We start from the raw sequence: 18,261 nt of genomic DNA on the forward strand, positions 1-18,261 counted from the left end.
CCCGCCGTACACGGGTGCGGCGGGTCGTGGGGCGGTGGCGCGTCAGCATGTGTCGTCCGCTCTCGTGTGCGCGGACGCTCGCGTCAAGGTGCGCAGGGCGTGCAGCAGCAGCGTCAGGGCGCCTGCTCCGCAGGCCGTCGCGGGGATGGCGGCCGGGCCCCAGACGTCGAGGAGGGCTTGGACGGGGGTGCCCAGCCAGGAGCAGCCCGGCAGGCGGGCGGCGAAGACGGTCGCGAGGGCGGTCACCTCGGCCGACGCCGCCGCGGTGAGCACCAGGGCGGGGGCGTGGGTGAAGCCGTGGGTGGTGAGGAGCCGGGCCAGGAGCAGGAGGGCGCCCAGCGTGAGGGTCTGGGCGTACGGGGTGGGCTCGTCCAGGACGGTACCGGTCAGCGCGAGCAGGGCCGTCAGAGCGCCGAGGTAGAGCGCGAGGGTGGCCAGGAGCAGGGGCTTGGCCGACGTGGCGAAGTCCTTCAGGGCCCGGCTGGCCGACAGTTTGTGGCGGGCCCGTACGGCGAGGAGGTGGGCGCACCAGGCGGCGGGGGCGCAGGACAGGGCGAGCGCCAGGACGGGGGCGACGGTGAGGGGCCAGGAGCCTTCGGAGGTGCCGGCGGGGAGGTTGTCGGGGCCGCCGGCGACGGCTGCCTGGAGGAGTCCGTCGCCGAGCAGGGCGTAGCCGAGGAGCCAGCAGATCCGGGTGGTCGTGGGGCGGGCGGCGTGCTCGCCGGCCAGGGGGCCCCGGGCCACGGCCGCGCGCAGGGCGAGGATCACGGCGAGGGTTCCTGCGGCGGCCGCGATCAGGCGGTTCTGGCCGTGGGTGAGGTGCATGCCGGTCACGGCCGCGGCGCAGAGGGCGCCGGGGAGCAGGGTGAGGACCATCCAGTCGGCGCGTGCGCGGGGCGTGGTGAGGGGCCGGGTGCACTGGGGTGTTTCCGCGTCGCGGGAGGTGCGGGCGTACATCTCCTCCGCCAGGGAGAAGACGTCACGGTGCAGGAAGCGGGCCGCCGTGCGATCGGTGACGCCGTGTGCTTCGAGGCCGGCCGCGATCTCCAGCGGGTCCACCGCACGCTCGCACAGGTCGCGGTGGCGGTGCATCAGGGCTTTGACCGGGTCGGCGCCGCCTCGGCGGTTGGGGCGAGGGGCGATGGTCGGCTCGTCGACGGACGTGACGTACGGAGCGCCGGTCGCGTCGTCCCGTACGTCGTCGTGCGCGGTGAGCCACTCCTGCGACCGCTCGTCCCAGGCGCCGAGGCTGGTCGGGGCGGCCGGACGATCGAACCCGCCCGGGCCGCTCGGCGAGCGCCCCCCGGCACCGAGAGCGCCTATGACGTCCTCACGGGCCCGCGGACCGCTCATCACATCCTCGCGACCGCCCGAGGTACCCGCCACGTCCGCGCAGTCACCCCGGTCGGTCACCGCACGCCCCGCGTCGCCCGGGCCGGCGGACAGGGCCGCGCCGTCCCCGGGGCCGCTCTCCACGCGCGCCCGGTCACTTGAAGCGCTCATCACTCCCCCGCCCTCACCGGAGCCGCCCGTCTCACGCCGTCCCTCGCTCCGCCCGCTCATCGCGCCCCCTCCGGAGCGGGGACGGGCGTGGCGCGTACGGGCGTGCCCGGAGGGCGCGGCGGGCCGCCCCGGGCCACCGGGCGGGAGGTTCGCTCGGTCCAGCGGCCGGGGACATGGGCCTCGGCGGGGACGGCGAAGGGGAGGGGCTCGCCGGTCTCGTCGAGGACGACGCGGCGGATCGGGGTGCGCGAGACGATCTCCAGGTAAATGCCGTGAAATGCCGCGACGTTCTGCTCGACGGTGAACAGTTCGAGCGCACGCGCGCGTGCCGCCGCGCCCAGGCGTTCACGGCGCTCGGGGTCGCGCAGCAGCGCCACGCACGCCTCGGCGAGCGCCCGCGGGTTGCGCGGCGGCACGACGAGCCCGGTGCCGCCGATGACCTCGACCACCGCTCCGACGTCCGTGGACACCGTCGCGCGACCGCTGAACATGGCCTCGACCAGGCCGATCGGGAAGCCCTCGACGACGCTGGACAGGACGGTCACCGCGCCGGAGGCGTACGCGTCGGCCGGGGTCGGGATGTCCGGGGCGCCGATCTCCTCGAAGGAGACCGGGTTGTCGCCGACCCGGTGCGGGCCCTCGGCCTCGTCGGGGAAGAGCTGCGCGGCCAGCGCCCGGCAGTGGCCGAGGTAGGCGGCGCCCTCGGGGCCCGCGGGGGTGCCGACGATCCGCAGACGGGTCTTCGGCTCCTCCTTGCGCACCTCGGCGAAGGCGTGCAGCAGCGACACCAGGTCCTTGGCGGGTTCGACGCGGCCGACCCAGACCAGCGAGTCCGGGTCCGCGCACCGCGCGCTCTCGCCGACCTCCGCGAAGCGGGCGGCGTCCATGCCGGGGTAGACCGTGCGGAGCTTGCCGCGGGCGGCGCCGCACCGTTCCTGCCAGCGGCGGGCGTGTCCGTTGCCGGGCGTGACGAGGGCGGCCCGCGCGTAGGCCTCGGCGGCCAGCCCGCCGTGGAAGGCGGCGAGCAGGGACCGCACGGCCGGCGAGGCGTCGGGGGCGGCCAGATAGTGCGTGCGCAGCCGGACGCCGTACTCGGTCAGCAGCAGCGGTACGCCCCAGAAGTGGTGCGCGAGCAGTCCGGGCAGGGCCGCGGAGCCGCCGGACGTGGCGTGGCACAGGTCGGCGGCACCGAGGCCGTCGTGCTCGTACCAGTCGAGCGAGAGGGGGCGCAGGGCGCGTTCCAGATGCGCGGCGACGGCCAGCAGATCGGGCACGCGCGCCTCGCGCGCCGTCCGCAGGGCGCCTCGGGACCGGCAGGCGCGCTCCAGGGCGCCCACGGCGGCCTCGGAGCGGAGCGCTCCCACGAGGCCGCCCTCGTCGCGGGCGAGTTCGGCGAGGCCGTACAGCGCGCTGCCGAAACGGTCCGCCTCAGTGGCCGACGCGCCCTCGGAGCCATCGCCGGTTCCGCTGCCGACCCCCGCGCAGAGCACGGCCGCCAACGCGCCGTAGTGCTCGGCGAACCGTCGGCGCGCGCGACGGCCGTACACCACTCCGTCGTCCTCGGCGGCCCACATCGGCGCGGTGCGTACCCGGCTGACCTGCGCCGGCAGCGGAACCCAGCCCTCGTCCTCCTGGCGCTCGCTGCGGCTGAGCGCGTAGATGTCGAACTCGTGCTGGCCGAGCCCGCGCACGAGCCGGTCGCACCAGAGCCTGGCGTCACCGCTCACATACGGATAGCCACCCTCCGCAATCAGTCCGATGCGCACGAGTACACCCCCGATCTCCCGTAAGGGGAGCCGCCGTTCCCGCGACGGCTCGCAGCGGGACGAACGTATGCGGACAAGGCGGTGGCGCGACGGACGGTTGTCCATCGCGCCACCAAAAGGGGTGAACGGTCGTAACTTTCCCGTGCGGGTCGCGTTCCGTCGCGCTAGGAGATCAAGTGCGCACGGATCGTCACACCTGAACTGCACGGACGGACCGGACGGTCACACAGCGGCCAACTCCCGTCGTGCGGCCCGCCGCTGAGCGGCGATCCGCGGATCGAGTGCCGGTACGGCGGCCAGGAGCCGTCTGGTGTACGGGTCCTGCGGATGGTCGTAGACCTCGTCGGCCGGTCCCTCTTCGACGATCCGCCCGCGCCGCATCACCGCGACCCGGTCGCTGACCTGGCGCACGACGGCGAGGTCGTGGGCGACGAACACGAGCGCAAGGCCGAGTTCGCGCTGCAACTCGCCCAGCAGCGCGACGACCTGGGCCTGGGTGGTGACGTCCAGCGCGGAGACGGGCTCGTCGCAGACGATGACGCGCGGGTCGGCCGCGAGCGCCCGCGCGATGCCGACGCGCTGGCGCTGACCGCCGCTGAACTCGTGCGGGTAGCGGTCGTAGTGCGCCCCTTCGAGCCCCACACGCTCCAGCAGCTCCCGCACCCGCCCCCGGATGCGTCCCTCCTCCAGTGCACCCCGTGCGCGGAGCGGGTCGGCGATCGACTCGCCCACGGTGCGGCGCGGGTTGAGGGAGGAGACGGGGTCCTGGAAGACCATCTGCACGGCCGGATCCACGCCCACGCGCACGTGCCCGTCGTGGCGCACCTCGCCCGCCGTCGGCTCCAGCAGCCCGACCAGCATGCGTCCCAGGGTCGTCTTGCCGCTGCCGCTCTCCCCGACGATGCCGAGGGTCTCGCCGCGGCGGATGGTCAGCGACACGTCGTCGACCGCCGTGAACGCCCGCTTCCCGCGCCCGAACTCACGCCGCAGACCGGTCGCCTCGAGGACCGCCCCGGCTGCCGGGGAGACCTCCGCGGCCACGGCGGCCTCCGCCTCACGAGCCCTGCGCGGCACGTCCACCCGGGGCACCGCGCCCAGCAGTTCCCGCGTGTACGACCGTGCGGGTGTCCCCAGGACGTCGTCGACCGGCCCGTGTTCCACCGCCCGCCCGTGCCGCATCACCAGCACCTCGTCGACGCTCTCGGCGGCCACTCCGACGTCGTGGGTGACGAGCAGGAGCCCCATGCCGGTCTCCTCGCGGAGCGTGTGCAGGAGGTCGAGGATCTGGGCCTGGACGGTCACGTCGAGCGCCGTCGTCGGCTCGTCGGCGATCAGCAGATCGGGCTCGCACGCCAGCGCCATGGCGATCAGCGCGCGCTGGCGCATACCGCCGCTGAACTCGTGCGGACGGGACCGGGATCGCCGTACCGCGTCCGGGATGCCGACCCGGTCCAGCACCTCGACCGCACGCGCGCGTGCCGCTCGTCGCGAGGCCCGCGCGTGCACGCGGTACACCTCGGCTATCTGGTCGCCGATCGCATAGTAGGGATCCAGGGACGACAGCGGGTCCTGGAACACCATCGCGGCCTTGCCGCCGCGCAGCCGCCGCAGTTCGTCGTCGGACGCCTGCTGTACGTCGACCCCGGCGACGCCGATCGAGCCGCCGACCCGCGCGCCCGTGCCCCGGTGCAGCCCGAGGAGGGCCGAGGCGACCGTGGACTTGCCGGAGCCCGACTCGCCGACCAGGGCGAGGGCGGCGCCGCGCTCCAGCCGGAAGGTGAGGCCGTCGACGGCACGCAGATCGCCGAAGTCGACCGTCAGGCCGCTCACTTCGACGAGCCCGCGCGCGGGAGCCTTCTCGATGTCGCTCATGCCAGTACCACCCGTCGGTCGGCCACCGCGTACAGCACGTCCGCGACGGCGTTGGCGACGACCACGAAGAACCCGATGACCAGGACCATGCCGACGACGACCGGAAGGTCGACCACGTTGACGGCGTGGACCAGTTCCTGTCCGATGCCGGGCAGGCCGAAGAGCGTCTCGGTGAGCACCGCGCCGCCGACCGCGCCGCCGAAGTTGTTGGCGTTCAGCGCGATGACCGGCGCGAGGGCTCCGCGCAGCGCGTGCCGCCCGATGACCGACCGCTCGCCGACGCCGTAGGCGCGGAAGGTGCGGATGTGGTCCTCGGCCAGCGTCTCCAGCATCGACGCCCGGGTCAGCCGGGCGAAGGCGGCGGCCTCGATCAGGGCGAGCGAGAACCAGGGCAGCAGCAGGTTCCACGCCCACTGTTCGGGGTCGTCGCTGAAGGCGACGTACTGCGGGAACGGCAGCAGTTGCAGCTGCCCGCAGACGACGATCATCAGGACCAGGCCGATGACGAAGACCGGCGTGGCCACGCCCGCGAGCGTGATGCCGGTCAGCAGCCGCTCGGAGAGCCGGCCGCGGCGCCACGCCGACAGGACGCCGGTGCCGACGCCGAGGATCAGCCACAGCACCATGGCGCCGAACACGAGCGACAGGCTGACCGGGAGCTTCGCCAGGATCAGCGCGGTGACCTGCTGGTCGCTCTGGTACGACAGCCCGAGGCAGGGCGCCGAGCAGTGCTGCACGGACGTGCCCGTCGAGTAGTCCTGGCCGGCGACCAGGCCCTGGAGGAAGTCCCAGTAGCGCGCGTACAGCGGGTCGTTCAGGTGCAGTTGCTCGGCGACCTGCTGCACCTGGGCGGGCGAGCAGCGTGGGCCGCAGGTGATCTGGGCGACGTTGCCGGGGGTGACGTAGAAGACGACGTAGACGATCACCGAGATGGCGAACAGGGTGACGACGGCGCCCAGAACGCGGCGCACGAGGAAGCCGGTCATGCCTTGGCCTCCCTCTTGCGACCGGTGCCGATGCGCAGCCGGGACGCCGCGCGCGGGTCGAGCGCCGTGCGCACGCCGTCGCCGAGGACGGTCAGGGCGAGGACGGTCACGAAGAGCGCCCCGGCGGGCAGCAGCAGATACTGCGGGGCGGCCTGGTACCAGACGTCGGCCGCGGTGAGCATCTGCCCCCAGGACGGCGTCGGGGGCTTCACGCCGACGCCCAGGAAGGACAGGGCGGCCTCGACGGTGATGTTGGCCGGGACGAGCAGCGCCGCGTAGGTGATGACGGGTGCGGCGATGCCGGGCAGCAGTTCGCGGCGGGCGATGCGCCAGGTGCCCCAGCCGCTGAGCCGGGCGGCGGCGACGTAGTCGAGCCCTTTGAGGGTGAGCGTCTGGGCGCGCACGATCTTCGCGATGTTGCCCCATGCGATCAGGCCGATGACGAGGGCGACCAGCACCGGTCGCGGGAAGCTCGACGGCACGATCGCGAGCAGGGCCAGCGCCATGATCATCAGCGGCATCGCGACGATGACGTCGGTGAACCGGCTGAGCACCTGGTCGACCCAGCGGCTGCCGAGCGCGGCGGCGACGCCCACCGTCACGCCGATGGCGACCTGGACGACCGTCGCGGCCAGCGCGACGCCGAGGGAGACCCGGGCGCCGTACACCAGCCGTGCGAACAGGTCCCGCCCGGTCTGCGGTTCGACGCCGAGCCAGTGGTCGGCGCTGACGCCGCCGAACGAGCCGATGGGCACGCCACCGCGCGCGGAGTCCACCAGGGTCGGGTGGTACGTGGTCGGGTCCTGGCCCTCGATCGCGGTGAGCAGGGGTGCGGCGAGCGCGACCAGGACGAGCAGCGCGACGACGACCGCCGCGACGAGGGCGGCGCGCTGCGTCCGCAGCCGCCGCCAGAACTGACGGGCCCCCGAGGCCCCCGGGGCGGACGCCCGGGGAGCCTCGACGGCGAGAACTGCCTCACTCACGGCGCTACTTCACCGCGACCTGGGAGATGTCCAGGACGCCGGTCCAGTCGCTGATCACGACGTTCTTGATGTCCTTGCCGTACAGCCGCTTGTAGACGGGGTGGAACAGCGGCACGGTCAGCGCCTGCTCGCCGATCTTCGCGTCCAGGGCGCCCCAGCGCTTCGCGGCGGCGTCGAGGTCGGTGAGCTTGTTGATCGCGTCGATCTCGGTGTTGACCGACTTGTCGTCGAGCAGACCGGTGTTGAAGTTCGCGCCGTCCTCGACGATCTGCCGGCCGTCGAAGATCGGGGCGAGGAAGGGACCGCCGGAGGGCCAGTCGGCACCCCAGTGCGCGAGGAAGAACCCGGGCTCGGTCTTCACGTTGTGGATCTTGTCGGAGTAGTCGTTCTCCTCCAGGCCCTGGAGCTTGACGGTGATGCCGGCCTTCTTCAGCGCGTCCTGGATCGCGGTCGCGATCTCGGGGCTGGTCTCGAAGTCCTTGGCGTTGGAGTGGGTCAGGGTGGCGGTGAGCCCCTTGGCGTACCCGGCCTCCTTCAGCAGTTCCTTGGCCTTGGCCGCGTCACCGGCGTCGCCCGCCGGAAAGTGGTCGTACCGGGTGTAGCCGAAGGACTTCTGGTTCGGCAGGAAGGTGGTGGCGGGCTCGGCCAGCGCGGAGCCGCCGGCGGCGTTGACGACCGAGGACCGGTCGATGGCGTACGAGATCGCCTGGCGCACCTTGGCGTTGTCGAACGGCTTGATCTTCGGGTTGAAGGCGATGTAGTTGGTGTAGCCGAAGTGCCCCGTGCCGACGCGGGCGGCCAGTTCCTTGTCGCCGGTCACTTTGGCGAGCTCGGCCGGGCCGAGGTTGGTGTCGGTGGTGACCGCGGCGGCGTCCGTCCCCTGGGACGCGGACAGCCGCTGGTTGATCACGGAGGAGTCGAGCCCGGACCGTACGTCGACCTTGTCGGGGTAGGCCTTGCGCTCGGCGTCCGTCGAGGCGGACCAGTGCGTGTTGCGCTCCAGGACGAGCCGCTCACCGTCGTTCTCGTTGGTCACGACCTTGTACGGCCCCGACGAGACCGGGTGCTGCTCGTACTTCGTGCCGGTGTCCTTGGCCTTGGGGACCGGCGTGAACTGCGTCTGCGTGGCGAGATAGGGGAACTCGCCCTCCGGCTTGTTCAGATGGAAGACGATCGTCCGCGCATCCGGCGTCTCGATCGCCGACAGGCCCTTCTTGTCCTTGTACGGCCCCTGGTAGTCGGCCGCTCCGACCAGCCAGTCCCGCAGGTAGGGGGCGCCGCCGGACAGCTCGGGCGCGAAGGAGCGCTCGATGCCGTACTTGATGTCGGCCGTGGTGATCGGGCTGCCGTCCTCGTACTTCAGGCCCTCCTTGAGGGTGTACGTCCACTCGGTGGCGTCCTTGTTGGGGCGCCCGGTGTCGGTGGCGAGGTCGGGGACGACCTTCGCGCCGGCCTCGCCGTTCTCGCGGTTGCGGGTGGTGAGGGTGCGGAAGACCAGGGAGGGGACGTTGCCGCCGCCGGAGGTGTAGAGCCGGGCGGGGTCGAAGTCCTGCTGGGGGTTGGAGTTCAGGACCGTGAGCGTGCCGCCCTTGTGGGGCGTGGAGTCGCCGCCGGCGCTCTTGGCATCGTTGTCCTCAGGGCCGCAGGCGACGGCGCCCGCTGCCACGACCAGGCTGACGGATGCCGCGGCCACGCGGCGCGCTATGACGGACGGTTGACGCATCGGAGACGACCTCTCGGATTGACGGATCTCGCCGGGCGTACCGAATGGCGAGACAGAGTGACGCGGAGTGAGACAGAAGTGAGCAGACGTCTGCCCCGGCGTCGGACCGTCGGGTCGTCAGGCACCCGCGAGCACACCACGGGACACAGGAGTCACGTGATCACGGGAGGGAAAGAGATCGCGACGCGAACGCCAGGGGCGAGCGTCAGCGACAGTGAATGTCGGCCACGCACAGAGCGGTCACGCCGATGAGCGCCAGCTCGATGGCGGCGCGAGAGGAGGCGTGACGGGACGACATGTGCAGAAATATGGATGATCTCGCTGCGCATGTCAATGTGACGTCGGAGTCACCCGTCAACTCCCGGGGTACGCCCAGGCGTTGGCCCGGCAGTGGATCCCGTCGTGGTCGAGGAACTTGGTCTGCTGCTGCATGACAGGGGCGAGCTCGCCGTCCTTGTCGCAGGTCACATGGCCGAAGCCGAGCCGATGGCCGACCTCGTGGTTGATCAGCATCTGCCGGTACTCGAGGATGCGGTCGTCGCCGTACGTCTCGGAGCCCTGTGCCCATCGGTAGGCGTTGATCATGACGCGCTCGGTGGAGGCCGAGTCGCACGAGACGTTGTCCTCGGTGGTGTCGAGTCCGGACTTGGCGCACCAGTCGGCGGTGGTGCCGGGGCTGGCGAGCGTGATCACGAAGTCGGGCTTGCCGGTGTAGATGCGCTCGAAGGTGCGGGCGCCGTTGTGGGCCCAGCTCCGGTCGTCGTTGAGTGTCTTCTGCACGGCGTCGGCGAACAGCTCGCCGTCGAGACCGAGCCCCTTCTCGACATCCACGCGGTAGGTGAACTTCTGCCCCGTGCCCGGCGCCTTGTCGACTCCCTGTATCGCGTCGAACTTGCCCGGGCCCCTGAGGGTCGCGCCGAGCGGGTACGTCACGGCCATCTTCTGGGCGTACGTCAGCGGCGCCACGGCCTCGGAGCCGGACTGCGTCGGCCGTCCGTCCCCGCGCGAGGCGGAGTCCCGTGCGTCGCGGGCCTGGTCGGTGGCGGATTGCGACTGGGTGTCGCCGTCGTCCCGCCCCTTCGTGACCTGACCTGCGACGACGACCGCCAGCACGGTGACGACGGCGGCAGCGGCGATACCGGTGAAGGCCCGTCCCTTGCCGCCCTGCGCCGCCGCGGGCACACCGGTCGGCGGGGCGTCGTCGTCGACGTCGGGGGCGATGCCGGTGTCCCGGTCGGTGACGGAGCCGTACGCGCCCGAGGCGTGCCCGGTCTCGACCGTCCTGGGCGCGAAGAGGTCGACGTCCTCGTCGAAGGCGTCGACGTAGTCCTGCCGGGGTCCCTCGGAGCGCGGCGCCCGCCGGGGGCGCGGCAGCGGAACACCGGTCGCGGGCGGCGCCCCGGCCGCCCCCGGAGTGACGGACGCGACCCCCGTACGGCCCCTCAACTCACCCCAGCCACCGCCGGGTTCACGCTGCTCGGGGTGGCTGCCGCGGGCCTGGGGCACGCCATGGGCGGGGGTACCGTCCGCGAACCGGGGCACGCCTTGCGCGGGCGTGCCGTCGGGGAAGCGGGGGACGCCGCGCGCGGGCGTGCCATCGGGGAACCGGGGCACACCCCGGGCAGGGGTCCCGTCGGAGAACCGGCGCACGCCGCGTGCGGGCGTGCCGTCGGGGAGCCTCGGCGTGCCGTGGACTGGCGTGCCGTCCGGCAGTCTCGGGAAACCCTGGGCGGGCGTGCCGTCGGGGAGCCTCGGAACTCCGCGGGCCGGTGTGCCGTCCGGCAGCCTCGGAACTCCGCGGGCCGGTGTGCCGTCCGGCAGCCTCGGGAAACCGTGGGCGGGAGTGCCGTCGGGGAAGCCCTGTCCCCCGTACGCCGGCATCCCCGGCCGCGTCGGAGCCGGGCCGGGGCGAGGGCCCGGAACCCTCCCGGGTCCGGCGGCACCAGGGCCCGCACCAGGCCCCGTGCTGGGACCCGCACCGGGCGCGGACGGCCCTCGCTGGGCAGCGCCCGGGTCCGGCTGCGCACCCCGTGCGCTCTGTCGTGCGGTGGTGTCCGCGGTGTCCGCGGTGTCGCGTTTGGCGCCCGACCCGCGACGGCTGTGGCGTCCCACGTCGCCCCTCAGCTCCCCGACTTCTCGGACGCGGCGTCGCCGGGACCGGCTGCGCTCACCCGCTCACGCGGGTTCACGGCCGGCGACTGCCCCGTCTCCACGAGGAGTTCGCGGAACGCCCGGGCGACGATCCCCGGGTACTCCATCATCGCCACGTGCCCGGCGTCCGGCAGAGTCAGCAGCCGGGAGTCGCGGAAGCTGTGTGCGGCCCTGCGGCTCATGCGATAGCCCACGAGCTGGTCCCGGCCGCCGTAGATGAGCAGGGTCGGCGCCAGCACCCGTTCGGCCTGGCGCCACAGCGCGTGCTGGCCGCCGAGGGTGTACGCGTTGACCAGCCCGCGCGCGGAACGCGTCATGGCGTCCCAGAAGTACGGCAGCTGGAGCCGGCGCTCCATCTCCTCGACCGCGTTGCGGATGCCTTCCGGCGTGGCGCGGCCGGGGTCGCCGTAGCAGAGGTGCATCACGCCGCGGACCCGCTGCTCCGCCGTCCATCCCCGGGTGAAGCGGGTGAAGAGCGCGGTCACCCCGGGCACCGCGAGCAGGCCGGTCGGCACGGCGGTGCGCTGGACGCGGATCTCCGGCAGCGCGGGCGACACCAGGGTGAGCGTCCGGACGAGGTCGGGACGCACGGCTGCGACACGCGTGGTGACGGCGCCGCCGAGCGAGTTGCCGAAGAGGTGCACGGAGCCGCGGCCGGAGGAGTCGAGATAGCGGATCACCGCGCGTGCGTGCGCGGTGATCGAGTAGTCGCCGTCGTCCGGTGGCGGTGAGTCGCCGAAGCCCGGCAGGTCGACCGCCTCGCCGTCGACCTCGCCCTCCAGCTGCTGCATCAGCGCCGACCAGTTCTGCGAGGAACCGCCGAGTCCATGGACGTAGAGCGCGGGCGCCAGCCCCTCGCGCGCGGGCGGTCTGGCCCGCACCGTCAGCGTGATCCCCGGCAGTCCGACCGATCGCAGCCGCTCACCCTCCGCGACCCGGACGGTCGCCACCTTGGGGAGCGCGCTGGCGGCCGGCGCGGACGGGAGCTCGGTCGAAGACATGCGGCAATGTTACGAGACGATCACGCAGTGGTTCATGTGTTCGCCGTCACAAGTCGACACGTACATGGCATCCGGACGAGTGGGAACCGGACACGCGCACTGCCCTGAGTGACGCAGCCCGGAGACCGCCGGGCCCCGAACCGGCTCCTGACGCAGATCCCCCGGCGGATCGCATAGCGTGCGAAACCGGTGTCTCCTAGGCTCGTACGCAGGGCACCCGGATGTGGACCCCTGGCGCACCCAGGGACGCCGTCCCCCCGGGGACGTTCTAGGAAGGGAGCCCGCCATGGCCGTCGATCCGACCGACCCCGACACTTTCGTGGACGAGGAAACCGACGAGTCCGAGGAGTTCGACGTCGAGGCCCCCGCGGCCGACGCGGCCGAGCAGCAGGCGGACGTCCGGCGCGACCGCGACGAGAAACTGACCGACGCGGACCGGGACCGGGCGAACGAGGCCGATCTGATCGAGCAGGCACGTGTCGTCTCCATCGACGAGGACGACTACCGGTGACCGCGAACTGACCATCGGTGACAGAGAATGATCGCGGGTGACACAGGACGACCACCCGTGAGAGTGCCGCTGAGCAGGAGAGAGGCCGTATGCTGCCCGCTCTGCCCGGGTTTCAAACGCTGTGCGCGACTTTCGCCACCGTCCGGTCCGTGAAATTCTGCGCTCGCACCGCGCACACCAGGGTTACCGAAAAGTACGATGGCCGCGCGGCGCACACCGCATGTGGACGACATTGGGAGGCGGCGTGACAGCCATCGAGCAGACAGAGGCGGCACGCCCGCGAGGCACGCGCCTGCCGCGCCGTGCCCGACGGAACCAGTTGCTGGGCGCCGCTCAGGAGGTCTTCGTCGCGCAGGGCTACCACGCTGCCGCGATGGACGACATCGCCGAGCGCGCCGGCGTCAGCAAGCCCGTGCTCTACCAGCACTTCCCGGGCAAGCTCGACCTCTATCTCGCCCTGCTGGACCAGCACTGCGAGTCACTGATCCAGGCGGTCCGCCACGCCCTCGCGTCGACGACCGACAACAAGCAGCGCGTGCGGGCGACGATGGACGCGTACTTCGCGTACGTCGAGGACGACGGCGGCGCCTTCCGCCTGGTCTTCGAGTCGGACCTGACCAACGAGCCCGCCGTGCGCGAGCGCGTCGACAAGGTCACGAACGAGTGCGCCGAGGCGATCTGCGACGTCATCGCCGAGGACACCGGCCTCTCGCGCGCCGAGTCGATGCTGCTGGCCTCGGGCCTCGGCGGCCTCGCGCAGGTCGTGGCGCGCTCCTGGCTGCACAGCGACCGCAGCGTCCCGCGCGACCAGGCGGTGCAGCTGCTGACGTCGCTGGCGTGGCGTGGCATCGCGGGCTTCCCGCTGCACGGCATCGAGCACCACTGACGCCGGGCTCGCCCCCGGGCACGTTTGTTCCCGCCCACTGTTCGCTGTTGGCGTTCTTGGTCGGAGCGTGTAGGTCCCCTCACCGGGCTAATGTGTGCTGGGTACGGCGCGGAAGGTCGCGCACTTCACTGACCGTCGGAGGGACATAGCCGTGGAGGTCAAGATCGGCGTGCAGCACGCGCCCCGCGAGATCGTTCTGGAGAGCGGTCAGAGTGCCGAGGAGGTCGAGCGGGCGGTGTCCGAGGCGCTGGCCGGGAAGACGCAGCTGCTCAGCCTCGTGGACGAGCACGGCCGCAAGGTCCTCGTCCCGGCGGACCGCCTCGCCTACGTGGAGCTCGGCGAGCCGGCTCCGCGCAAGGTGGGCTTCGGCGCGCTCTGACAGGGCGCCGACGCGGCAGACATCACGGGAGGGCCCGGCGACACCAGTCGCCGGGCCCTCCCGTTTTCGCTCGTCCCCTCCCCCGCCACGAATGGCGCACGGCCCGATCACGGAGGAGGATTGCATTCCGCAGGTCAGGGGTATGACGGGCTACGACCGTTTCGAGCAGGCCGGCCATGTGGGAGGGACCCCAACATGCTCTTGGAAGCGATCAGCTCCGCGATCCTCGGCCTCGCCCTGGCCTGGGCTGCCGCGCGCCGCCTGCCGCACCGGCTGCCCGCCCGCTCGCTGGTCCTCCCGACAGGTGTCGCGGGCGCCCTCTTCGGCGCCTTCATCACGCACACCGCGCTCGACTTCGGCAACCTCTTCGTGATCCTGATCGGCGCGGCGGTCGTCTCCGCCGCCTCCCTCTCCCTGCTGGTCCGCCCGGCGGGAAGACTGCGCCGCCACTCGGCGACCGCGTAGACCCCGAGAACCAGCGGCCGCCGGATCCCTGACGCCACCGGCCCCGGGGCCGTGGGAGCTACGCCGCGAGCCCCAGCGCGGCCATCCGCTTCGTGTGGGCCTCGGTGATCCGCGAGAACATCTTTCCGACCTCGGCCAGATCGAAGCCGTCCGCGACACCGCCCACCAGCATCGTCGACAGCGCGTCACGGTCGGCGACCACCCGCTGGGACTGCGACAGCGCCTCCCCCATCAGCCGCCGCGCCCACAGCGCGAGCCGCCCGCCGACGCGCGGATCGGCGTCGATCGCGGCCCGTACCTTCTCGACGGCGAACGACGCGTGCCCGGTGTCGTCGAGGACGGCGAGCACCAGCCCGCGCGTGTCGGAGTCGAGGCGCGCCGCGACCTCCCGGTAGAAGTCGCTGGCGATCGAGTCGCCGACGTACGCCTTGACGAGCCCCTCCAGCCAGTCCGAGGGTGCCGTCTGCTTGTGGAAGCCGTCGAGGGCGGCGACGAACGGCTCCATCGCCTGCGTCGGCTCGGCCCCGATCTCGGTCAGCCGGTCCCGCAGCTTCTCGTAGTGGTGGAACTCGGCCGACGCCATCTTCGCCAGCTCCGCCTTGTCCGCCAGCGTCGGCGCCAGCTTGGCGTCCTCCGCCAGCCGCTCGAACGCCGCCAGCTCCCCGTAGGCCAGCGCGCCGAGCAGGTCCACGACAGCGGCCCGGTACTGCGGATCGGCGGAGGCCCGCGCCCAGTCCTGGGCGGCGACCCCGGTGTGTTCTACGGCGGTGTCGGAGGCGTCAGAGGTGTGGTCAGGCGTCGTCATGAAGCGCACAATAGCCCGCCCGTCGCGTCACGGAAGTCCCTGGTCAATCACTGTGACGCCGACTACGTGACCAATTCGGCCATCGCATGTGCGCGTTTCCGGGGTATGGTGGTAATGCGCCCGCTGAGTACTCAGACGTATCTCGACGGGCCGCGCGTTATGAGGATGCCCGGTCGGTGGCCCGATCGGCTCCGACCCGACAGCCCTCCCCGGTCGTACGGCACAGTGCGTACGACGACCGGAGGGACACCCTCAGCGGTACGAGCGCTAGAGCGTCGGCAGTGGTCCCGTGCCCTACGGCCAGCCCGTAAGGCAGCCGACGTCCCCGGCACGGTCCGTCAAAGACCCCCCGCGCTCGCCTCGCACCGCGCACACAGAAGAGGCAGCACCCTGACTACGACTTTCCGAGAGCTCGGAATCCTTCCCGAGACCGCCGAGGCCCTTGAGGCCGTCGGCATCGTCAATCCCTTCCCCATCCAGGAGATGACCCTCCCCGTCGCCCTCTCCGGCACGGACGTCATCGGCCAGGCCAAGACCGGCACCGGCAAGACGCTGGGCTTCGGTCTCCCGCTCCTGGAGCGCGTCACCGTCCCCGCCGACGTCGAGGCCGGCCGCGCCGCGCCCGACGCGCTCACCGACGCCCCGCAGGCGCTCGTCGTCGTCCCGACGCGTGAGCTGTGCACGCAGGTCACCAACGACCTGCTGACCGCCGGCAAGGTGCGCAACGTCCGCGTTCTCGCCATCTACGGCGGCCGTGCCTACGAGCCCCAGGTCGAGGCCCTCAAGAAGGGCGTCGACGTGGTCGTCGGCACCCCGGGCCGCCTGCTGGACCTCGCGGGCCAGAAGAAGCTCAACCTCAAGCACATCAAGGCGCTCGTCCTCGACGAGGCCGACGAGATGCTCGACCTGGGCTTCCTGCCCGACGTCGAGAAGATCATCAACATGCTGCCGGCCCGCCGCCAGACCATGCTGTTCTCGGCGACCATGCCGGGCGCGGTCATCGGCCTCGCGCGCCGCTACATGTCGCAGCCCACGCACATCCGCGCCACCGCGCCGGACGACGAGGGCGTGACGGTCGCGAACATCGCGCAGCACGTCTACCGCGCGCACAACATGGACAAGCCGGAGATGGTCGCGCGCATACTGCAGGCCGACGGTCGGGGACTGGCCATGGTCTTCTGCCGTACGAAGCGCACCGCGGCCGACCTCGCCGACCAGCTCCAGCAGCGCGGCTTCGCCTCCGGCGCGGTCCACGGCGACCTCGGCCAGGGCGCCCGCGAGCAGGCGCTGCGCGCCTTCCGCAACGGCAAGGTGGACGTCCTCGTCTGCACCGACGTCGCCGCGCGCGGCATCGACGTCGAGGGTGTCACGCACGTCATCAACTACCAGTCGCCGGAAGAGGAGAAGACGTACCTGCACCGCATCGGCCGTACCGGCCGCGCGGGCAACACGGGTACGGCGATCACGCTCGTCGACTGGGACGACATCCCGCGCTGGCAGCTCATCAACAAGGCGCTGGAGCTGAGCTTCAACGACCCGCCGGAGACGTACTCCACGTCCCCGCACCTCTTCGAGGAACTGAAGATCCCCGCGGGCACCAAGGGTGTTCTGCCCCGCTCGGAGCGCACGCGCGCCGGGCTGGCGGCGGAGGAGGTCGAGGACCTCGGCGAGACCGGCGGACGCGGTGCGCGCGGTCGCGGAGGCCGGGGCGGCCGGGACGAGTCCCGTTCGTCCTCGCCCGACCGTGAGCGCTCGGCACGTACGCCGCGTCGCCGTCGCCGTACGCGCGGCGGTTCCCCGCTGGACGCGACGTCGGCGCCGGCCAACGGCTCCGCCACCGTCGAGGAGACGACCGAGGCCGTCCCGGCCGAGTCGGGCACCGCCTCGCGCACCCCGCGTCGCCGTCGCCGTACCCGTAACGGAGCGGTGTCGGAGGCGGCCCCGGCCACCACCGCCGCTGAGGCCGTCGTCGAGACGGCCGAGGGCCCGTCCCTGGACACGGCGGACGAGACCCCGGCCAAGCCGCGCCGCCGCCGCACCCGCAAGTCGGCGGAGCCGCAGGCGACTTCGGCGGAGACCGTGGCGCCCGTGACGGAGGCCGCGGCCCCCGTGGCAGAGGCCGTGCAGGCGTCGGAGCCCGCAACGGCAGCGCAGGCCGCGGAGCCGGAGGAGGCACCCGCCACCAAGCCGCGCCGCCGCACCCGCAAGGCGACGGCCGCGGCGGAGACCGCTGTGGACACCGCCGAGGCGGTGCAGGAGGCCGCGGAGACCAAGCCGCGCCGCCGGACCCGCAAGGCGACCGCCGAGGCGGCTGCCGACACGGCGGAGGCGGCTGTCGACACGGCCGAGGCGACCGAGGCGAAGCCCAAGGCACGCCGCACCCGCAAGGCCGCGGCCACCGCCGAGGCCCCCGCCGCCGACATCCCGGTCCAGACGGCCCAGGAGCCGGAGGCCACCGAGGCCAAGCCGCGCCGCACCCGCAAGGCCACGGCCGCCGCGGAGACCGCGGTCGACACCGCCGAGGCGACCGAGGCCAAGCCCAAGGCACGCCGCACCCGCAAGGCCGCGGCCACCGCCGAGGCTGCCGCGGACACGGCCGAGGGCACGGAGGCGAAGCCGCGCCGTACCCGTAAGGCCGCCGCGACCGTGGTGGAGCCGGAGGCCGCCGAGGCCAAGCCGCGCCGTACCCGCAAGGCCACGGCTGCCGCGGAGACCGCGGTCGACACCGCCGAGGCGGCGGAGGCCAAGCCCAAGGTGCGCCGGACCCGCAAGACCGCGGCGTCCACCAAGGCCGCCGAGATCGCCGAGATCCCGGCCCAGGCCACCCAGGAGCCGACGGCGGACGACGCCCCGGCCCCGCGCCGCCGCACCCGCAAGGCCGCCGCCACCGCGGAGACCACCGACGGCACGGCCGAGGCCACGGAGGCCAAGCCCAAGGCACGCCGGACCCGCAAGGTCGCGGCTGCCGCCGAGCCCACGGAGAGCTGATCTCCCGTACGACGGCCCGGTCCCACCTCCCGTGGGCCCGGGCCGTCGTCGTCCCCCCACTCGCCCGCACGACCGCCTGCGACCCGGGGCCTACAGCACCGCCCGGGGACGCCAGCCCCACACGCCGCCCCAGAACCACCCCGCGCGAGCCCGGACCCGTCGTCGTCCCCCCCACTCGCCCGCACGGCCGCCTGCGACCCGGGGCCTACAGCACCGCCCGGGGACGCCAGCCCCACACGCCG

General features: G+C 72.8%; 15 protein-coding genes. 5 read left to right on the forward strand and 10 right to left on the reverse strand.

Annotated elements, in window-relative coordinates:
• Positions 1 to 42: 42 nt before the first annotated feature.
• From ACGFW6_RS30055 to ACGFW6_RS30095, 9 genes are all read right to left on the reverse strand, one after another.
• The gene (locus tag ACGFW6_RS30055) at positions 43 to 1,503 is read right to left on the reverse strand and encodes a hypothetical protein (RefSeq protein WP_393516596.1); all 1,461 of its coding nucleotides are present in this window, start codon (positions 1,501 to 1,503) and stop codon (positions 43 to 45) included.
• Positions 1,504 to 1,559: 56 nt separating this feature from the next.
• Entirely contained in the window at positions 1,560 to 3,269 is a 1,710-nt protein-coding gene (locus tag ACGFW6_RS30060; protein WP_393516599.1) for a DUF3492 domain-containing protein, read from the reverse strand.
• 222 nt (positions 3,270 to 3,491) lie between these two features.
• Positions 3,492 to 5,141, reverse strand: coding sequence for a dipeptide ABC transporter ATP-binding protein (locus ACGFW6_RS30065; RefSeq protein ID WP_393516602.1), 1,650 nt, complete (start codon positions 5,139 to 5,141; stop codon positions 3,492 to 3,494).
• Complete coding sequence (locus tag ACGFW6_RS30070; RefSeq protein WP_393516605.1) at positions 5,138 to 6,127, reverse strand: ABC transporter permease; 990 nt, start codon at positions 6,125 to 6,127, stop codon at positions 5,138 to 5,140. The genes ACGFW6_RS30065 and ACGFW6_RS30070 overlap by 4 nt, the downstream gene beginning before the upstream one ends.
• Entirely contained in the window at positions 6,124 to 7,110 is a 987-nt protein-coding gene (locus ACGFW6_RS30075; RefSeq protein ID WP_393516608.1) for an ABC transporter permease, read from the reverse strand. The genes ACGFW6_RS30070 and ACGFW6_RS30075 overlap by 4 nt, the downstream gene beginning before the upstream one ends.
• A 4-nt stretch (positions 7,111 to 7,114) precedes the next feature.
• Positions 7,115 to 8,833 carry an ABC transporter substrate-binding protein gene (locus ACGFW6_RS30080; protein ID WP_393516611.1) on the reverse strand — a complete coding sequence of 573 codons (1,719 nt, stop codon included), beginning with the start codon at positions 8,831 to 8,833 and terminating at the stop codon, positions 7,115 to 7,117.
• Positions 8,834 to 9,038: 205 nt separating this feature from the next.
• Entirely contained in the window at positions 9,039 to 9,131 is a 93-nt protein-coding gene (locus ACGFW6_RS30085) for an Ms4533A family Cys-rich leader peptide (protein ID WP_393516614.1), read from the reverse strand.
• Between the two features lie 56 nt (positions 9,132 to 9,187).
• Positions 9,188 to 10,945 carry a DUF3152 domain-containing protein gene (locus tag ACGFW6_RS30090; protein WP_393516616.1) on the reverse strand — a complete coding sequence of 586 codons (1,758 nt, stop codon included), beginning with the start codon at positions 10,943 to 10,945 and terminating at the stop codon, positions 9,188 to 9,190.
• Positions 10,946 to 10,953: 8 nt separating this feature from the next.
• Positions 10,954 to 11,985 carry an alpha/beta fold hydrolase gene (locus ACGFW6_RS30095; protein WP_393516619.1) on the reverse strand — a complete coding sequence of 344 codons (1,032 nt, stop codon included), beginning with the start codon at positions 11,983 to 11,985 and terminating at the stop codon, positions 10,954 to 10,956.
• 286 nt (positions 11,986 to 12,271) lie between these two features.
• Here ACGFW6_RS30095 and ACGFW6_RS30100 point away from each other — a divergent pair, with 286 nt between their 5' ends.
• From ACGFW6_RS30100 to ACGFW6_RS30115, 4 genes are all read left to right on the forward strand, one after another.
• Positions 12,272 to 12,496, forward strand: coding sequence for a hypothetical protein (locus ACGFW6_RS30100; protein WP_393516622.1), 225 nt, complete (start codon positions 12,272 to 12,274; stop codon positions 12,494 to 12,496).
• Between the two features lie 244 nt (positions 12,497 to 12,740).
• A complete protein-coding gene (locus ACGFW6_RS30105; RefSeq protein ID WP_393516625.1) occupies positions 12,741 to 13,382 on the forward strand; it encodes a TetR/AcrR family transcriptional regulator in 642 nt (213 codons plus the stop codon).
• 151 nt (positions 13,383 to 13,533) lie between these two features.
• Positions 13,534 to 13,761, forward strand: a complete 228-nt coding sequence (locus ACGFW6_RS30110) for a DUF3107 domain-containing protein (protein ID WP_147993573.1) — start codon at positions 13,534 to 13,536, stop codon at positions 13,759 to 13,761.
• A gap of 195 nt (positions 13,762 to 13,956) precedes the next feature.
• Positions 13,957 to 14,226: a hypothetical protein gene (locus tag ACGFW6_RS30115; RefSeq protein ID WP_393516628.1), complete on the forward strand. Its 270-nt coding sequence runs from the start codon at positions 13,957 to 13,959 to the stop codon at positions 14,224 to 14,226.
• A 58-nt stretch (positions 14,227 to 14,284) separates the two neighbouring features.
• Here the strand turns inward: ACGFW6_RS30115 and ACGFW6_RS30120 are convergent, their stop codons facing one another.
• Positions 14,285 to 15,040 (reverse strand): ferritin-like fold-containing protein, encoded by a 756-nt coding sequence (locus ACGFW6_RS30120; RefSeq protein ID WP_393516631.1) that lies wholly within the window; start codon positions 15,038 to 15,040, stop codon positions 14,285 to 14,287.
• A gap of 474 nt (positions 15,041 to 15,514) precedes the next feature.
• Here ACGFW6_RS30120 and ACGFW6_RS30125 point away from each other — a divergent pair, with 474 nt between their 5' ends.
• On the forward strand, positions 15,515 to 18,019 hold the full coding sequence (locus ACGFW6_RS30125; protein WP_393516634.1) for a DEAD/DEAH box helicase: 2,505 nt from the start codon (positions 15,515 to 15,517) through the stop codon (positions 18,017 to 18,019).
• Positions 18,020 to 18,261 lie beyond the last annotated feature (242 nt).

It is taken from the genome of Streptomyces sp. Y7, from assembly GCF_043195415.1.
Lineage (GTDB): Bacteria > Actinomycetota > Actinomycetes > Streptomycetales > Streptomycetaceae > Streptomyces.